Here is a 16081-nt window from a genome sequence, read left to right on the forward strand (position 1 = left end):
GGTCAGGGCAGCGCGATCGGCCCGGTCGGCGGCATGCCGTGGCGGCGTACCCGGATGACCCGGAATCCCCGCCCGGTGGCGGCGCGATGCACCGAGAACCCGGGCTCGAGCGTCGCTGCCAGCCATCGCTGCAGTGAATCCGAACCGAGGTTGCGCTGGACGACGAGCCAGGCGTCGGACCGCTCGTCCAGCCGAGGGATCCATCGCTCCAGCAGACCGTGGAGCTCGGATTTCCCGACGCGGATCGGGGGGTTGGATCGGATGGTGCGGAAACCGATGTCATCGGGAACATCGTCGGGCGTCGCGGCGTTGACGTTGTCGAGCCCCAGGGACTGGGCGTTGCGACGCACCAGATCCAGGGCCCGCTCGTTGACGTCGACCGCCCACACGGTGGCGTGCGGCGAGGTCATCGCGAGAGACAACGCGATCGGTCCCCACCCGCACCCGAGATCGAGCAGATTGCCGCCCGGCGGTGAGGGCGGCGTATTGGCGAGCAGGACCGCGGTCCCACCGTCCAGCCGGTCGGGGCTGAACACCCCTCCCGCGGTGGTGACCTCCACCTCCCGGCCGGCGAGCAGCACGCGTATCCGACGCAGATTCTCGGGGCTGGCGGGCGACGCGCTGAAATAGTGGTCGCTCCCCATGGCTGTCGAGCGTAGCGGAGGTGGTCTCCGGCGCGGGAGGCTAGAGTCGACGAATCCCTTTCCGCAGACGGATGTCCCGCCCGACGCCTGCACCACATACGCGGATCATCCGGAAGGACCCCATGACAGAACAGATCCCCACCGACGACGCCGTCGACCCGGTCGACCGTGTGCTCGCTCGCGCGGAGACGCGCAGCGGCGCGCGGACCACCATCTTCACCGACGCCGGATCGCGCGCCCTCGCGCCCGCCCAGGCGCTCCAGGATGCCTCGACGGTCGTCTCCGACGATTCGGACGGAGACCAGTGGGATCGCGAGGAGCGCGCGGCGCTGCGCCGCGTACCCGGGCTCTCGACCGAGCTCGAAGACGTCACCGAGGTCGAGTACCGACAGCTGCGTCTGGAGAATGTCGTGCTGGTGGGCGTTCATCCCCAGGGTGAACAGGAGGAGGCGGAGAACTCGCTGCGCGAACTGGCCGCCCTCGCCGAGACGGCGGGCGCCGTTGTGCTCGACGGCGTGCTCCAGCGTCGCCCGAACCCCGACCCGGCGACCTACGTCGGACGCGGCAAGGCCGAAGAACTGCGCGACATTGTCGCCGCCGCCGGTGCTGACACCGTCGTGGCCGACGCCGAACTGGCCCCGAGCCAGCGGCGCGCACTCGAGGATGTCGTGAAGGTGAAGGTGATCGATCGGACCGCCGTCATCCTCGACATCTTCAGCCAGCACGCCAAGAGCCGCGAGGGCAAGGCCCAGGTCGAGCTCGCCCAGCTCGAGTACCTGCTCCCGCGACTGCGCGGGTGGGGTGAATCGATGAGCCGACAGGCCGGTGGCCAGGTCGGTGCCGCCGGAGCAGGAATGGGGTCACGCGGTCCTGGTGAGACCAAGATCGAACTCGACCGGCGCCGCATCCGCACGCGCATGGCGCACCTCCGGCGGCAGATCCGTCAGTTCGCCCCTGCGCGCGATGCCAAGCGGGCCGAACGCAAACGGAACACGATCCCGTCGGTGGCCATCGCGGGGTACACCAACGCCGGGAAGTCCAGCCTCCTGAACAGGCTGACGCGCGCGGGCGTGCTCGTCGAGAACGCGCTGTTCGCGACACTTGATGCCACCGTGCGCCGCTCGGAGACATCAGACGGCCGGGTCTACACGATCTCCGACACCGTCGGATTCGTTCGGAACCTCCCGCACCAGCTCGTCGAGGCGTTCCGCTCCACCCTGGAGGAGGTCGGCGGCGCCGATGTGATCGTGCACGTCGTCGACGGCGCCCACCCCGATCCGGGCGCACAGCTGCAGACGGTGCGAGACGTGATCGGCGATGTCGGTGCGCGCGACACCCGCGAGATCGTGGTGTTCAACAAGGCCGACCTCGTCGACGCCGACACCCGGCTGGTGCTGCGCGGCCTCGTGCCCGACGCGCACTTCGTGTCCTCGCGCACGGGCGAGGGAATCGAGGAGCTGCGCGCGGCCATCGAAGACGCCTTGCCGCTGCCTGCTGTCGAGGTGCAGGCTGTGGTCCCCTACGATCGCGGTGACCTGGTGTCGGCCGCGCACGATTCCGGTCTCATCCTCACCGAGGAGCACAGGGCGGAGGGAACCTACCTCCACGCCCACGTCGGTGAGCGGCTCGCTGCCGAACTCGCACCGTTCCGAATCTGACGGCTCGCAGAACCCCTGCGACCAGTTCAGCTGGTCGGCTCGAGGTCGAGCGGCGAGACGTCCGCCGGGGTGAAACCGAAGGCGGCGCCCAAGAAGGCGAGCTCTGTGCGCACCATGTCGACGACGGTCTCGCTGCGGCGGAATCCGTGCCCTTCACCGGGGTAGAGGACGTAGGCGTGGGGCACGCCTCCGGCGCGCAGCGCATCGCGGATGGCTTCGGATTGCGAGGGCGGAACCACGGCGTCCTCCTCTCCCTGCAGCAGCAGCACAGGAGTCTGGATGCGGTGGGCGTGGGTCAGCGGTGAACGCTCCAGGTAGACCGCCTCGCTGGCGGGAAGCGGGCCGATGAGGCCATCGAGGTAGCGCGATTCGAAGTCGTGCGTCTCGGACGCGAGCAGGCGGGCATCGGCCACGCCGTACCGCGAGATGCCGGCGCCGAATGCATCGGAGGCGACCAGCGCCCCGAGCACCGTCCAGCCTCCTGCCGATCCGCCGGCGATCGCGATGCGGGCGGGGTCGGCGGTTCCGTCCGCAGCGAGGAAACGGGCGACGTCGACGACGTCGTCGACATCGACGACGCCCCAGCGGCCGCGCAGACGTTCGCGGTATTCGCGACCGAAACCGCTCGAGCCTCCGTAATTGACCTCGACCACGCCGATCCCACGCGAGGTCAGGAAGAGCGTCTTCGGGTTGACCACACCGGGGGCGTGAGCGGTCGGACCGCCGTGGACGAGCACGACGTATGGGGGAAGGGCGTCTTCGGGTCCCTTCACCTCCGGGTGGGTCGGGGGGAACTCGACCGCATGGACGACGCCATGGCGCCCGTCGACGGTGAATCGTCGGGGTCGGGGCACCCAGGCGGACAAGCCGTCGTCTTGCCAGCGGCCGCCTGTCAGAAGGTGGACGCCCGGTCGCGACGGCTCGCGCAGATCGATGCGCCACAGCCCCGCGGGAGCGTCTTCCGGGCTCCCTGACACGAGGACGTCGGTGCCTTCTGCGTCCTCCACCAGGAGGTTGCCCACCGCCGGAACAGGGATGCCGGTGACCACGCCGCCTGACGAGATGTGGACGAGCTCGTCGCTGCCGCGCGTGCGCACGGCGGCGACACCGTCGGCGAGCGGCGCGAACCACCGTGATCCGAGCACCCACAGCGGACCCCCGGTGTCGCGTTCATCCGGGGCGATCATCTCCGGCCGGTCTTCCGCGGGATCGAGACGGTGAAGGTTCCAGAACCCGCTCGCGTCGTCGGCGTAGAGGAGGGCGCCGTCGGCCGTCCATTCGGGCTGGAGAGCGGCGGAGGTACCTCCGGCGACGCGTCGCCCCGCAGGTTCTCCGTCGTCGAGTCGGCGTACTCGGACCTCGGCCCGGTCCCAGGGCATGTGGGGGTGATCCCACGCGAGCCACGCGAGAGCGGATCCGTCGGGGGAGAGCGCAGGCTGCGCGACGAAATCGCTCCCCGCCGTCAACGAGATCACGCGGTCGATGTCGTCGGCGGCCGACCCGTCGAGAGGGATCTCGACGATGTCGTGGCTGACGGCCTCACCGACGACCTCTCGGACCGCGAGCAGCCGCCCCCGGGACACACGAAGACCCCCGAGCGCCTGCGCCGACACGGCGGGTGTGAGTGGTGTGGGAGCCGACCCCGGAGTGAGGAGCCACACCCGCTGATCCGATTTCTCCACGAAGACGAGCCCGCCATCGGCGGTGGCACTCCATGCGCCGCCGCCGTACTCATGGACACGCGAGCGGACATTCCAGGGAGCGGGAAGCAGCGTGTCGACCTGTGAGCCCGGGACGGCTGCCCGCGGTGCGCGTCGCACGGTCGTTCGCCCCTGCTCTTCGGGGACCGTCTCGGCCCACCAGATCTCCTCCCCGACGAATCGAGCGCCGTCCAGCCGCGGCGAGGCGGCAGCCACCGCGTCCGCCGTGACGCGTGAGGGCCAGGTGCCGAACGGGAGCGTGCGGACGGGGGCGGACGCGGAGTCGTGAGGAAGAGGCTCGACCATGCGTCCACGTTACGGGCCCCCACGTTGCGGCCCGCCGCATCGCCACGGGCCCCACGTCGTCGGGGGGCGCCGACGTCTGTCAGACCGCGCGAAGGATCGCGACGACCTTGCCCAGAATGATCGCCTCGTCGCCCAGGATGGGTTCGAAGGCGGTGTTGCGGGGGAGCAGCCACGTGTGGCCGTCACGCTGACGGAACGTCTTGACGGTCGCCTCTCCGTCCAGCATGGCAGCCACGATCTCGCCGTTCTCGGCCGTCCCCTGCGCACGCACGACGACCCAGTCGCCGTCGCAGATGGCCGCGTCGATCATCGAATCGCCGGCGACCTTCAGCATGAACAGTTCGCCCTTGCCGACCAGCTGTCGGGGGAGGGGGAAGACTTCCTCGACCTGCTGATCCGCCGTGATCGGGACACCCGCGGCGATCCGTCCGACCAGCGGGACGAGCGCGGCGTCCCCCACGGCCGGGGTGCGGTCGGCGGGGTTCTCCGCGGCGGTGCCGGGGAGGTCGATGAGCACCTCCATGGCCCGGGTCTTGCCGGGGTCGCGCCGGAGGTATCCGCTCAACTCGAGCTGATTGAGCTGATGGGTGACGCTGGACAGCGACTTCAGGCCGACGGCGTCGCCGATCTCGCGCATGCTCGGCGGATAGCCGTGGCGGGCGATCGAGCGCTGGATCACCTCGAGGATGGCCATCTGCTTGTCGCTCAGGCTCTTGCGCCGCCGCGTCTGCGGCTTGGTGTTCGGCTCGCTCATGTCTGCTCCTGTCTCCCCGGAATCCCGCCCCGGTCCTCCGTGACGTGATCGTCGTGTCTTCGAATGTCGGAGGTCGGTGGTGAGGTGTCCTCGTCGAAACCGTATCCGGTTCCGATCGGCGTCCACCGGACCTCGCTCGCGTGTCGCGTTCGATCGTTCGACGGATTCCGACCCGCTTGACAGCATTCCACATCGAAGATAGCTTCGGAAGAGAGGTTCGCATCCGCCCGTCCCGGCCGACGGGTGGATGCGAACCCAGACCCGAAACGACACCGGCTGAGCCGGGAACGGGAGCACAACATGAGCGCGATCACGATTTCGACGGGAACCATGACGGGTGCCGCCGCGGCGACCCGGCTGCGGCTGACCGCCCGCGGGCGCCGTGTCCTCGCGACACTCGCCGCGCTGCCCGCCGTCGTCGCGCTGAGCGTGGCGATGATCAGTGGCGGCTCAGCGCTCGCCACTCGCGCCGACGGTGCGCCGGCCGGGGCCTTCGACACCGTCACGGTGCAGGCGGGTGACTCTCTCTGGGCGATCGCCGAGCGCGTGGCCCCTGCCGCCGACCCTCGGGATGTGGTTGCGGCCTTCAGCCGTCTCAACGGCCTCGACGCGGGACTCGTGTCGGCCGGCCAGGAGCTGGCGATCCCCGCGGAGTACGCCGACTGACCCGCAGGCCCGACGGGCGAGGCGCCGTACGATGGGAAGGGTGAGTGCGACGCTCGATGACCTTCCCATCCGCGACGATCTGAGGGGACAGACCCCCTACGGCGCGCCGCAGGCTCAACTGCCCGTGGCGCTGAACGTCAACGAGAACACCCACCCGGTTCCGGCGGAGGTGGCCGACGACATCCTCGACGCTGTGGCGATCGCGCTCCGCGAGGTGAATCGCTACCCCGACCGCGAGTTCACCGGTCTGCGCGAGCACCTGGCCGACTACCTCGGTCACGGCCTGGTCCGGGAGCAGATCTGGGCGGCCAACGGATCGAACGAAGTCCTCCAGCATCTCCTGCAGGCGTTCGCCGGCCCAGGGCGGACCGCCTTCGGATTCGCCCCGACATATTCGATGTACCCCCTGTTGACCCGGGGCACCGGAGCGACCTGGCAGGCGGGCACCCGCGCGCACGATTTCACGGTCTCCGCCGAGTCCGCCGCCGCCCAGGTGGCCGCGGCCCAACCCGATGTGGTGTTCCTGTGCGCTCCGAACAACCCGACGGGTACACCGCTCCCGTTCGAGGTCATCGACGCCGTCTACGGTGCGACGCGCGGCATCGTCATCGTCGACGAGGCCTATGTCGAGTTCGCGCCCCACGACGCCCCGTCCGCCGTGACGCTCCTGCCCGACCGGCCGCGACTGGTGGTCTCGCGCACGATGAGCAAGGCCTTCGCCTTCGCCGGAGCGCGTGTGGGCTACCTCGCCGCGGATCCGGCCGTCATCGACGCGCTTCGCCTGGTGCGCTTGCCGTACCACCTGAGCGCTCTGACCCAGGCTGCCGCGACCGCCGCGCTCCAGCATGCGCCGACGATGCTGCGGATGGTGGATGACATCGTCGCGCAGCGCGACCGGATCTCGGCGACGGTGTCGGCCCTCGGGTACGAACCGTACGAGTCATGGACGAACTTCGTGCTCTTCGGAGGCGTGTCAGACCCCGCGGCGACATGGCAGGCGCTCTATGACCGGGGCGTGCTGATCCGTGACGTCGGCATCCCGCACCACCTGCGGGTGACGGCCGGCACCGACAAAGAGACCACCGCCTTCTTGGACGCCCTGGCGTCGATAGACTCGGGCGCATGACCCGTCCTGCGCGTACCGCGTCGCTTCGCCGTGCGACCAGTGAGTCCACCGTCGAGCTCGAGCTCGATCTGGACGGGACCGGTCGAAGCAGCATCCAGACCACGGTTCCGTTCTTCGACCACATGCTCACGGCCTTCGCGAAGCACTCCCTGACCGACCTCACCGTCCGCGCCCACGGCGACACCGACATCGACGCTCACCACACGGTGGAGGACACCGCGATCGTCCTCGGCCAGGCCATCCGCCAGGCTCTCGGCGACAAGGCCGGGATCTCCCGCTACGGCGACGCCATGGTGCCACTGGATGAGGCGCTCGCCCGCGCGGTCGTCGACATCAGCGGGCGGCCCTACCTCGTGCACGGGGGCGAGCCGGCAGGATTCGAGTTCCACCTGATCGGCGGCCACTTCACCGGCTCGCTTGTCCGGCACACCTTCGAAGCCCTCGCCGTCCACGGCGGGCTCACCCTCCACGTCGAGGTGCTGAGCGGCCGTGATCCTCATCACATCGCCGAGGCGGAATACAAGGCGTTCGCCCGGGCGTTCCGGGCGGCCAAGGCGTGGGACGCCCTGGTCGACGGCGTTCCCAGCACCAAAGGGGCTCTGTGAGCGACCGTCCGCTCGTCGCCGTCCTCGACTACGGGTCGGGCAACGTCCACAGCGCCGTCAAGGCGCTCGTCGAAGCCGGTGCCGATGCCCGCCTGACCGCCGACCCGGGACTGGTGCGCGATGCCGACGGACTCGTGGTGCCGGGCGTCGGCGCGTACCGGGCGGTGATGGAGGCGCTCCGGGCCCGGCGCGGGGACGAGCTCATCGAACGTCGGCTCGCCGGCGGCCTTCCCGTCCTCGGCATCTGCGTGGGCATGCAGGTCCTCTTCGAGTGGGGACGTGAACGCGGCGTCGACACCGCGGGGCTCGGCGAGTGGCCGGGCGAGGTGACGCAGCTCGACGCGCCGGTTCTTCCCCACATCGGATGGAACACCGTCACCCCCGATCCGCAGAGCCGGTTGTTCGCCGGGCTCGCCGATGAGCGCTTCTACTTCGTGCATTCGTTCGCCGCGAAAACCTGGGAGCTCGAGGTCCATGACCCCTTCCCCCAGCCGGCGCTGACATGGACGACCTACGGCGAGCCGTTCCTGGCCGCCGTCGAGAACGGGCCGCTCTCGGCCACGCAGTTCCACCCCGAGAAGTCGGGGGCGGCCGGCATACGGCTGCTGGCCAATTGGATCACGGGCCTTCGCAGGGCTACCCTCTGAAACCGTGCCTTCGCGCGGCGATCCTCCGCGCCCCACGACCCCGCAGGGAGCCATGAACGATTTCGCGTCCACGCCCGCTTTGACCCTTCTCCCCGCCGTCGATGTGGCGGGCGGCAAAGCGGTGCGACTGACCCAGGGTGAAGCCGGCAGCGAGACCAACTACGGCGACCCCGTGGAGGCGGCGCTGGACTGGGCCCGCCAGGGGGCCCAGTGGATCCACCTCGTCGACCTCGACGCCGCCTTCGGGCGCGGCAGCAATGCCGCGGTGCTACGGAAGGTCATCAAGCAGGTCCGTGGCGTGCAGGTCGAGGTCTCCGGCGGTATCCGCGACGACGCCTCGCTCGAGGCCGCGCTCGAATCCGGCGCCGCCCGGGTCAACCTCGGTACGGCAGCCCTGGAGAACCCCGAGTGGGCGGCCGACGTGATCGGGCGCTACGGCGACCTCGTCGCGGTCGGCCTCGACGTCCGCGGCACGACCCTCGCCGCGCGCGGATGGACGCGCGACGGCGGCGACCTGTGGACGGTGCTGACGCGCCTCGAGAGCGCGGGCTGCAGCCGCTACGTCGTCACCGACGTCACCAAGGACGGGACGCTTCGCGGTCCGAACCTCGAACTGCTGCGCGAGATGACGGCGCGCACCCCGAAGCCGGTCGTGGCGTCGGGAGGGGTCTCGAGCCTCGACGACATCGCCGCCCTCCGCGAGTTGGTGCCCCTCGGCGTCGAAGGTGCGATCGTCGGCAAGGCGCTGTACGCCGGGGCCTTCACCCTGGGTGAGGCTCTGGATGTCGCCGGACACTGACCCCTCGCACGATCACCCCGCCCACGCCGACTCGGCGGGGGTGCCCTGGGAGGGGCGCGCCTTCCAGCCCAACCCGCACGCCGGTGACGACGGCCGTGCCGACCCGCAGCTGCTGGCGGCCCTCGAGGCGTTCCGGCGCGGCGAGGGCGATGAGCGGGCGGTCGTCGACGCCTACCGGACCGCGCGGCTTCTGATTCCGCTCATCGCGGAGAAGGGCGACGAGGGGGTGGGTCCGCACGGTCTCGCCGTGGACAAGACCCAGGAGCTGTCGATCGTGTCGGTGGCCGCCCCCGACGGTCGCCGCGTCCTCCCCGTCTTCACCTCCGTCGAAACCATGACGCGATGGGATGCCGGCGCACGTCCGGTGCCGGCGGACGGGGTGCGCACCGCCCTCGCCGTGGCCGCTGAGGACACCGAGCTGATCGTGATCGACCCGGGGTCGCCGACGGAGTTCGTGCTGCGGAGGCCCGCCGTGTGGGCGATCGCGCAGGGTGAGGGCTGGGAGCCCAGCTTCACCTCACCGGAGGTCTACGCCGGTCTTCGCGAGAGCGTGGGAAGCGAGCTCGCCGTCATCGACTTCTCCCTCGCGCCGGGAGACCCCACGGCACGGTTGCGCGGCCCGGAGCTCGTCGTCGAGCTTCAGCTCGTCCAGGGTCTGGATCGCGGCGAGCTCGACGCCGTGCTGGCCCGCCTTGCCAAGCGCTGGGCAGCCGATGATCGCATCGCCGTGCTCGTGGACTCCCTGACGATCAAACTCCGTCGCGGCGCCTGATCCATCGACCGGACCCGGTCAGGTCACCGGGCCCGTCCACTTCTCGCCAGGTCCTTTGCCGATGGGGTCGGGGATGACGGATGCCTCGCGGAAGGCCAGTTGCAGCGAGCGCAGGCCGTCGCGGAGCGACCGGGCGTGCATGTCGCTGATCTCGGGAGCTCCGGCGGTGATGAGTCCCGCCAGCGCGTTGATGAGCTTGCGGGCCTCGTCGAGGTCGAGCTGGGTCGCGGGGTCGTCGGCGAGCCCCACCTTCACCGCGGCGGCGCTCATCAGGTGCACCGCCGTGGTGGTGATGACCTCGACCGCCGGCACGTCGGCGATGTCTCGCGTGGCCGCCGACGCCGCGGCATCCTGCTCCTCCCACTGGGCGGGTCGGAAATCGCCCGCGGGCGCGGAATCGTCTCGGGTATCCATGTCGATGCTGGCCGCTCGCACTCTCTGGTAGACTTCAGCGGGCTCGGAGCAATCTGCTCCGGTTCGAAAGAGGATCACATCCCACCCGCGCTTGCCGCTCCAGGCTACCGGGTCAAGCACTCCGCCTCGGCCGCACTGCGCTCGGGGTAGCCGGAAACGGACCGGGTGCGGAAAGTCGGCGCTCACGCGCCGTCGCTGGTGGGTGGTTCTTCGATCGCCCCGCGTCGCACCGCGTCGCGGGATGCCAACCGCCACCGAAGAGGAGTTCCGCATCAGCGATCCCCGCACCAATGAGCGCATCCGCGTTCCCGAGGTCCGACTCGTCGGCCCCAACGGCGAACAGGTCGGCGTCGTCCGCATCGAGGTTGCGCAGCGTCTGGCTCAGGAGGCCGATCTCGATCTGGTCGAGGTCGCCCCCAACTCCAAGCCCCCCGTGGTCAAGATCATGGACTACGGGAAGTTCAAGTACGAGAACGCGCAGAAGGCCAAGGAGGCCCGCCGCAATCAGGCCAACACCGTCCTCAAAGAGGTGCGGTTCCGCCTGAAGATCGAGGCTCACGACTACCAGACCAAGCTCAAGCGCGCCGAAGGCTTCCTGAAGGCCGGCGACAAGGTCAAGGCCATGATCCTGTTCCGCGGCCGGGAGCAGTCCCGCCCCGAGCAGGGCGTGCGTCTTCTGCGCAAGTTCGCCGAGGATGTCGCGGAGTTCGGGACTGTCGAGTCCAACCCCACGATCGACGGACGCAACATGACCATGGTGGTCGCACCGCACAAGAACAAGTCCGAGGCCAAGGCCGAGCAGAACGCGCAGCGCGCCGCCAACAAGGAAGCCGCCCGCGCGCCGCGCAGCGACGCCGAGGCGCCGGCCGAATAACCCGACTTCCCGCACGCCGTGCGGGATCAGACTCCCGCTCCGGCGGGATCCCACCCCGCCTCCGGGCGAGACCAGAAGGAACGAGAAGATGCCGAAGCAGAAGACCCATTCGGGTGCCAAGAAGCGCTTCAAGATCACCGGCACCGGCAAGCTCATGAAGCAGCAGGCGAACCTGCGCCACAACTTCGAGGGGAAGCCCACCAAGCGCACCCGTCGCCTCTCGCAGGACCAGGTCCTCGCCCCGGGCGACGCCAAGGTCGCCAAGAAGCTGCTCGGTCGCTGAGCACCCGGACTCGAAGGTTAGGAACGAAACGAAATGGCCAGAGTAAAGCGGGCTGTCAACGCCCAGAAGAAGCGTCGCGTCATCCTCGAGCGCGCGTCCGGTTACCGCGGACAGCGTTCGCGGCTGTACCGCAAGGCGAAGGAGCAGGTCACCCACTCGCTCGTCTACGCCTACCGCGACCGCCGTAAGCGCAAGGGCGACTTCCGCCGCCTGTGGATCCAGCGCATCAACGCCGCTGCCCGTCAGAACGGGATCACCTACAACCGGTTCATCCAGGGCCTGGGCCTTGCGGGCGTGCAGGTCGACCGCCGCATGCTCGCCGAGCTGGCGGTCAACGAGCCGGCCGTCTTCGCCTCGCTCGTCGCGACGGCCAAGCAGGCACTGCCCGAGAACGTCAACGCTCCCAAGAGCGCCTGACTCCCGGCATCCTCGACAGGGCACCTCTCCGGACGGAGGGGTGCCCTGTCGCTTGCCCTTCGCGCCCGTATGCTGGGGCTGTGCTGGAGAATCCGCGGTCGCCGCGCGTGCGCGCCGTGGCGAAGCTCACCAAGCGCAGCGCCCGTCAGGAGACGGGGCTCTTCCTGCTCGAGGGGCCGCAGGCCGCCCGGGAGGTGCTGGCGTATCGGCCGGACACGGTCGTCGATCTTTACGCGACGCCGACCGCGCTGGAAAAGCACGCCGACATCCGGGATGCCGCGCGTGACGCCGGCATCGAGGTGTCTTTCGCCAGCGAGGCCGTCCTCGACGCGATGGCCGACACGGTCACCCCGCAGGGGATCGTCGCCGTCGCCCGGCAGACCCCCACCGCGGTGCGCGACGTGTTCGCCGCCGAACCCCGACTGCTCGCCATCTGCGAGGAGGTGCGCGATCCGGGCAACCTCGGCACGATCATCCGCGCCGCCGACGCGGTCGGCGCCGACGCGGTCATCCTGACCGGTCGCACCGTCGACCCCTACAACCCGAAGGTGGTCCGGGCGAGCACCGGTTCGCTCTTCCACCTCCCCGTGGCCGTGGGCGTCGATCTCGTCTCCACCGTCGAGCGCGCGCGTGCGGCGGGCGTTCGCGTGGTCGCGGCGGATGTCGGGGGAGAGGACTTCCTCGCCCATCGCCCGTCGCTGGCGGAGCCTACGGCGTGGCTGTTCGGCAATGAGGCGAGGGGGCTCGAACCCGAAGCCCTCGCCCTCGCAGACGTGTCGCTGCGTCTGCCGATCTATGGCGCTGCGGAGTCGCTGAACCTCGCCACAGCCGCGAGCGTGTGCCTTTACGAGACCGCGTTCGCGCAGCGCGCGGTGCTCGCGCAGGGCTGAGATCTCCCACGCGCAGCGTCAGCCGGTGTGAAACAGCTGCTGTTACAACTCGGTTAAGGTCTGCTCACTTGACCGGTGTCGACGGGGCCGTCGGCCTAGGGTGGCAGGCATGGCATCTGATGCACCAACGGCGGCGCCGCGGACGTCCAACATCGCGGTTCGTCGCGGCGAGCCCCTCGTGGTGATCGAGCACGTCGACAAGCACTTCGGTGATCTTCACGTGCTCAAGGACATCGACACCGTCGTGAACCGCGGCGAGGTCGTCGTGGTCATCGGACCCTCAGGGTCGGGCAAGTCCACGCTGTGCCGCGCGATCAACCGGTTGGAGACGATCGACTCCGGTCGCATCGTCATCGATGGTGAGCCCCTCCCCGAAGAGGGCAAGGCGCTCGCTCGACTGCGCGCGGACGTCGGCATGGTCTTCCAGTCGTTCAACCTGTTCGCACACAAGACGGTCCTGGAGAACGTCACTCTCGGCCCGATGCGGGTGCGGGGGATGAAGCGCAAGGAAGCCGACGAGCGTGCGATGCAGCTGCTCGAGCGCGTCGGCGTGGCCAACCAGGCCAGGAAGATGCCGAACCAGCTCTCCGGCGGCCAGCAGCAGCGCGTGGCGATCGCGCGCTCACTGGCGATGAATCCGAAGCTCATCCTGATGGACGAGCCCACCAGCGCGCTCGACCCCGAGATGATCAATGAGGTGCTCGACGTGATGATCGGGCTGGCCGGCGACGGCATGACGATGATCGTCGTCACCCATGAGATGGGTTTCGCGCGCAAGGCCGCAGATCGTGTTCTCTTCATGGCAGACGGAGCGATCGTCGAAGAAGCGCCACCCGAACGCTTCTTCACGAATCCGACGAGTGACAGGGCGAAGGACTTCCTCTCGAAGATCCTGGAGCACTGATCCCTGCGGCCGTCCGAGGCCGCGAACCGAGGGACCGCACAACGGTCCCGCACAGCAAAGAATGGAACCGAGATGAAGCGCACACGACTGTCATTGATCGCCGTGGCGGCTGCGGGGCTGCTGGCCCTGACGTCCTGCCAGTCCGGCAGCCCGAACGACTCCGCCGCGCCGGAGATCACCCCCGAGGCGGAGGCGTCGTTCGACGCCGGTACGACGATGGCCGAGCTGAACGAGGCCGGCACCATCCGCATCGGCACCAAGTTCGACCAGCCGCTGTTCGGCCTGCTCGGCCCGTCGGGCACCCCCGAAGGCTTCGACGTCGAGATCGGCAAGATCATCGCCGCCAATCTCGGCATCGACGAGGAGAACATCGAGTGGGTCGAGACCGTCTCGGCCAACCGCGAACCGTTCATCGAGAACGGGCAGGTCGACATCGTCATCGCGACCTACACGATCAACGATGCCCGCAAGGAAGTCATCTCCTTCGCAGGGCCCTACTACATGGCGGGTCAGTCGATCCTGACCTTGGCGGACAACACCGACATCGAGAGCGAAGAGGACCTCGTGGGGCAGCCGGTCTGCTCCGTCTCGGGCTCAACGCCGGCCGCCAACCTCGAGGCGCTCGGGGCCGAGGTGCTGCTGACCGACACCTACTCGAACTGCCTCGAGCCCCTGCGCAACGGCGCGGTCGTCGCGGTCTCGACCGACAACGTCATCCTCGCCGGCCTGGCGGCCCAGAACGAGGGCGAATTCAAGGTCGTCGGTGAACCGTTCACCGATGAGCCCTACGGCATCGGGCTCGCCAAGGACGACACCGACTTCCGCAACTGGATCAACGACATCCTCGAGCAGTCCTACGAGGACGGTTCGTACGAGGCCGCGTGGGATGCCACCGCGGGAACCATCCTCGAGTTCGTCGAGCCGCCGGCCGTCGACCGCTACTGAATCATCGGGGTGCCCGGCTTCTTCGAGCCGGGCACCCCGCCCCACGCCGAAGAGAGAGGAGCGTCCATGGATCCGTGGAGCATCATCATCCCGACCTTCTGGGACGGATTCCGGACGACCCTGCTTCTTCTCGTCACCTCCGGTCTTCTGGCTCTGGTGCTGGGAACGCTCCTCGCCGCGATGCGCATCTCCCCGGTGGCGACGCTGCGGACGGTGTCGGCGGTATGGACCGAAGTGGCTCGGAACACCCCTCTCACCCTCGTCTTCTTCTTCTTCGCCTTCGTGCTGCCCTTTCTCGGTCTGCGCGTGCCGTTCGTTCCCCTCGCTATTGCGGCGCTGGTCTACTACACGGCCCCGTTCGTGGCGGAGGCGCTGCGCTCCGGGGTGAACGGGGTGCCGATCGGCCAGGCGGAAGCAGCGCGCAGCATCGGCCTCGGGTTCAGCCAGACGGTGTCGCTTGTCGTTCTTCCTCAGGCGTTCCGGATGACGATCCCGCCATTGATCAACGTGTTCATCGCACTGACGAAGAACACCTCCGTCGCGGGCGGATTCTTCGTGGTGGAGATCTTCGGGGCAACGAGGGAACTCACCAACGAGTTCGGAAACCTCGTCGTGCCCATCCTCCTCGTCGCCGCCGGACTCTACCTCGTTGTCACCGTTCCCCTCGGCCTGATGGCCGCGCAGCTGGAGAAGAGACTGGTGGTGCGCCGATGAGCGGTTCGAGTGTCCTCTTCGACGCGCCGGGTCCGCGGGCCCGACGTCTGTCTCTGATCCTGTCGATCGTCTTCGGTCTCGTCGTGGCCGCAGTGCTCGCCTGGGTGATCGTCATCCTCGCCACCCCTCGGATCTCGGGCGGCGTCGAGGTTCCCGCGATTCTCGACCCGGCTCGGTGGGACATCTTCACCTACACCGAGGTCTGGACCTTCATCGGCGAGGGCGTCCTCGGCACCCTCCGAGCGGCGGCCGTCGCCGCCGTCGGAGCGATCCTCCTCGGAATGGTCTTCTCACTGCTGCGCAGCTCCGACCACGCCTGGATCAGGATCCCCGTCGCCTGGCTGCTGGAGTTCCTGCGGGGCATGCCGGTGCTGCTGATGATGCTCTTCATCCTGCTGCTGGCCTCCACCGCTCCTTTCTGGGCGGTCGTGATCGCCCTCATCCTCTACAACGGCACCCTGATCGGCGAGGCGCTTCGTGCGGGTCTCGCGGCGTTGCCGCGGGGCCAGCGTGAGGCCGCGCTGAGTGTGGGGATGCGCTCCTTCCAGTCGAAGATGCTGGTTGAGTTCCCCCAGGCCTTCCGCCAGATGCTGCCGATCATCGTCGCGCAGCTGGTCGTGCTGCTGAAGGACACATCGCTCGGGTTCATCGTCGCGTACCCCGAACTCATCCGCGTGACGATGAACAACCTGAGTTCGTACTACGGGAACCGCTACCTCTTCTCGCTCTTCGCCGTCGCGTTGGTGATCTATCTGGCCATCAACCTCTCGCTGTCGTGGTTCGCGCGCTGGCTCTCGCGCCGCACGGCCAGCGGCGGCGGTCGCTCGCGCAAGCGCGGGGGCGACCCGGTCGATCCCGACCAGGCCATCCTCGTCGCCCAGGCGAGTTCGTCCGCTCGGCAGTCGCGCGCCACGTAGTCGTCTGTCGGACGTCGGGCCCCGCCCGCCGCGTCGGTAGACTCGG

The 16081-nt window shown here is 69.0% G+C and carries 19 protein-coding genes; 15 read left to right on the forward strand and 4 right to left on the reverse strand.

Annotated features, from left to right (window positions below; all coding sequences use genetic code 11):
* Nucleotides 1-2 precede the first annotated feature (2 nt).
* Nucleotides 3-644 (reverse strand): class I SAM-dependent methyltransferase, encoded by a 642-nt coding sequence (locus tag V6S02_RS04135; protein ID WP_124292925.1) that lies wholly within the window; start codon nucleotides 642-644, stop codon nucleotides 3-5.
* A 122-nt stretch (nucleotides 645-766) separates the two neighbouring features.
* Between V6S02_RS04135 and hflX the strand changes: the two genes are divergently transcribed.
* Nucleotides 767-2302, forward strand: a complete 1536-nt coding sequence (gene hflX / locus V6S02_RS04140) for a GTPase HflX (protein ID WP_336399957.1) — start codon at nucleotides 767-769, stop codon at nucleotides 2300-2302.
* A 26-nt stretch (nucleotides 2303-2328) separates the two neighbouring features.
* On the opposite strand, the gene V6S02_RS04145 is transcribed toward hflX, so the two are convergent.
* Nucleotides 2329-4308 (reverse strand): dipeptidyl-peptidase 5, encoded by a 1980-nt coding sequence (locus V6S02_RS04145; protein WP_336399958.1) that lies wholly within the window; start codon nucleotides 4306-4308, stop codon nucleotides 2329-2331.
* 79 nt (nucleotides 4309-4387) lie between these two features.
* Entirely contained in the window at nucleotides 4388-5062 is a 675-nt protein-coding gene (gene lexA / locus V6S02_RS04150; RefSeq protein ID WP_124292928.1) for a transcriptional repressor LexA, read from the reverse strand.
* Nucleotides 5063-5362: 300 nt separating this feature from the next.
* Between lexA and V6S02_RS04155 the strand changes: the two genes are divergently transcribed.
* From V6S02_RS04155 to V6S02_RS04180, 6 genes are read left to right on the forward strand one after another with little or no spacing between them, the layout of a single operon-like run.
* On the forward strand, nucleotides 5363-5728 hold the full coding sequence (locus V6S02_RS04155) for a LysM peptidoglycan-binding domain-containing protein (protein ID WP_336399959.1): 366 nt from the start codon (nucleotides 5363-5365) through the stop codon (nucleotides 5726-5728).
* A 31-nt stretch (nucleotides 5729-5759) separates the two neighbouring features.
* Nucleotides 5760-6854 (forward strand): histidinol-phosphate transaminase, encoded by a 1095-nt coding sequence (locus V6S02_RS04160; protein WP_336399960.1) that lies wholly within the window; start codon nucleotides 5760-5762, stop codon nucleotides 6852-6854.
* A complete protein-coding gene (gene hisB / locus V6S02_RS04165) occupies nucleotides 6851-7459 on the forward strand; it encodes an imidazoleglycerol-phosphate dehydratase HisB (RefSeq protein WP_124292931.1) in 609 nt (202 codons plus the stop codon). The genes V6S02_RS04160 and hisB overlap by 4 nt, the downstream gene beginning before the upstream one ends.
* Entirely contained in the window at nucleotides 7456-8106 is a 651-nt protein-coding gene (gene hisH, locus V6S02_RS04170; protein WP_336399961.1) for an imidazole glycerol phosphate synthase subunit HisH, read from the forward strand. The genes hisB and hisH overlap by 4 nt, the downstream gene beginning before the upstream one ends.
* 52 nt (nucleotides 8107-8158) lie before the next feature.
* Entirely contained in the window at nucleotides 8159-8905 is a 747-nt protein-coding gene (gene priA / locus V6S02_RS04175; RefSeq protein WP_124292933.1) for a bifunctional 1-(5-phosphoribosyl)-5-((5-phosphoribosylamino)methylideneamino)imidazole-4-carboxamide isomerase/phosphoribosylanthranilate isomerase PriA, read from the forward strand.
* A complete protein-coding gene (locus tag V6S02_RS04180; RefSeq protein WP_124292934.1) occupies nucleotides 8889-9677 on the forward strand; it encodes an SseB family protein in 789 nt (262 codons plus the stop codon). Before priA ends, V6S02_RS04180 begins: the two co-directional genes overlap by 17 nt.
* A gap of 18 nt (nucleotides 9678-9695) precedes the next feature.
* Here the strand turns inward: V6S02_RS04180 and V6S02_RS04185 are convergent, their stop codons facing one another.
* Nucleotides 9696-10091 (reverse strand): DUF1844 domain-containing protein, encoded by a 396-nt coding sequence (locus V6S02_RS04185; RefSeq protein WP_124292935.1) that lies wholly within the window; start codon nucleotides 10089-10091, stop codon nucleotides 9696-9698.
* A 241-nt stretch (nucleotides 10092-10332) separates the two neighbouring features.
* Between V6S02_RS04185 and infC the strand changes: the two genes are divergently transcribed.
* From infC to V6S02_RS04225, 8 genes are all read left to right on the forward strand, one after another.
* On the forward strand, nucleotides 10333-10965 hold the full coding sequence (gene infC / locus V6S02_RS04190; RefSeq protein ID WP_124292936.1) for a translation initiation factor IF-3: 633 nt from the start codon (nucleotides 10333-10335) through the stop codon (nucleotides 10963-10965).
* Between the two features lie 88 nt (nucleotides 10966-11053).
* Nucleotides 11054-11248 (forward strand): 50S ribosomal protein L35, encoded by a 195-nt coding sequence (rpmI, locus tag V6S02_RS04195; protein ID WP_124292937.1) that lies wholly within the window; start codon nucleotides 11054-11056, stop codon nucleotides 11246-11248.
* Nucleotides 11249-11281: 33 nt separating this feature from the next.
* Nucleotides 11282-11665, forward strand: coding sequence for a 50S ribosomal protein L20 (gene rplT / locus V6S02_RS04200; RefSeq protein ID WP_124292938.1), 384 nt, complete (start codon nucleotides 11282-11284; stop codon nucleotides 11663-11665).
* A gap of 80 nt (nucleotides 11666-11745) precedes the next feature.
* Nucleotides 11746-12555 (forward strand): TrmH family RNA methyltransferase, encoded by an 810-nt coding sequence (locus tag V6S02_RS04205; protein WP_336399962.1) that lies wholly within the window; start codon nucleotides 11746-11748, stop codon nucleotides 12553-12555.
* Nucleotides 12556-12664: 109 nt separating this feature from the next.
* Nucleotides 12665-13459 carry an amino acid ABC transporter ATP-binding protein gene (locus V6S02_RS04210; RefSeq protein ID WP_336399963.1) on the forward strand — a complete coding sequence of 265 codons (795 nt, stop codon included), beginning with the start codon at nucleotides 12665-12667 and terminating at the stop codon, nucleotides 13457-13459.
* A gap of 72 nt (nucleotides 13460-13531) precedes the next feature.
* Entirely contained in the window at nucleotides 13532-14404 is an 873-nt protein-coding gene (locus tag V6S02_RS04215; RefSeq protein ID WP_336399964.1) for a glutamate ABC transporter substrate-binding protein, read from the forward strand.
* Between the two features lie 66 nt (nucleotides 14405-14470).
* Nucleotides 14471-15118: an amino acid ABC transporter permease gene (locus V6S02_RS04220; RefSeq protein WP_336399965.1), complete on the forward strand. Its 648-nt coding sequence runs from the start codon at nucleotides 14471-14473 to the stop codon at nucleotides 15116-15118.
* Entirely contained in the window at nucleotides 15115-16035 is a 921-nt protein-coding gene (locus V6S02_RS04225) for an amino acid ABC transporter permease (RefSeq protein WP_336399966.1), read from the forward strand. Before V6S02_RS04220 ends, V6S02_RS04225 begins: the two co-directional genes overlap by 4 nt.
* The last annotated feature ends 46 nt before the right edge of the window (nucleotides 16036-16081 follow it).

It is taken from the genome of Microbacterium sp. CCNWLW134 (genome assembly GCF_037083565.1).
GTDB lineage: Bacteria > Actinomycetota > Actinomycetes > Actinomycetales > Microbacteriaceae > Microbacterium.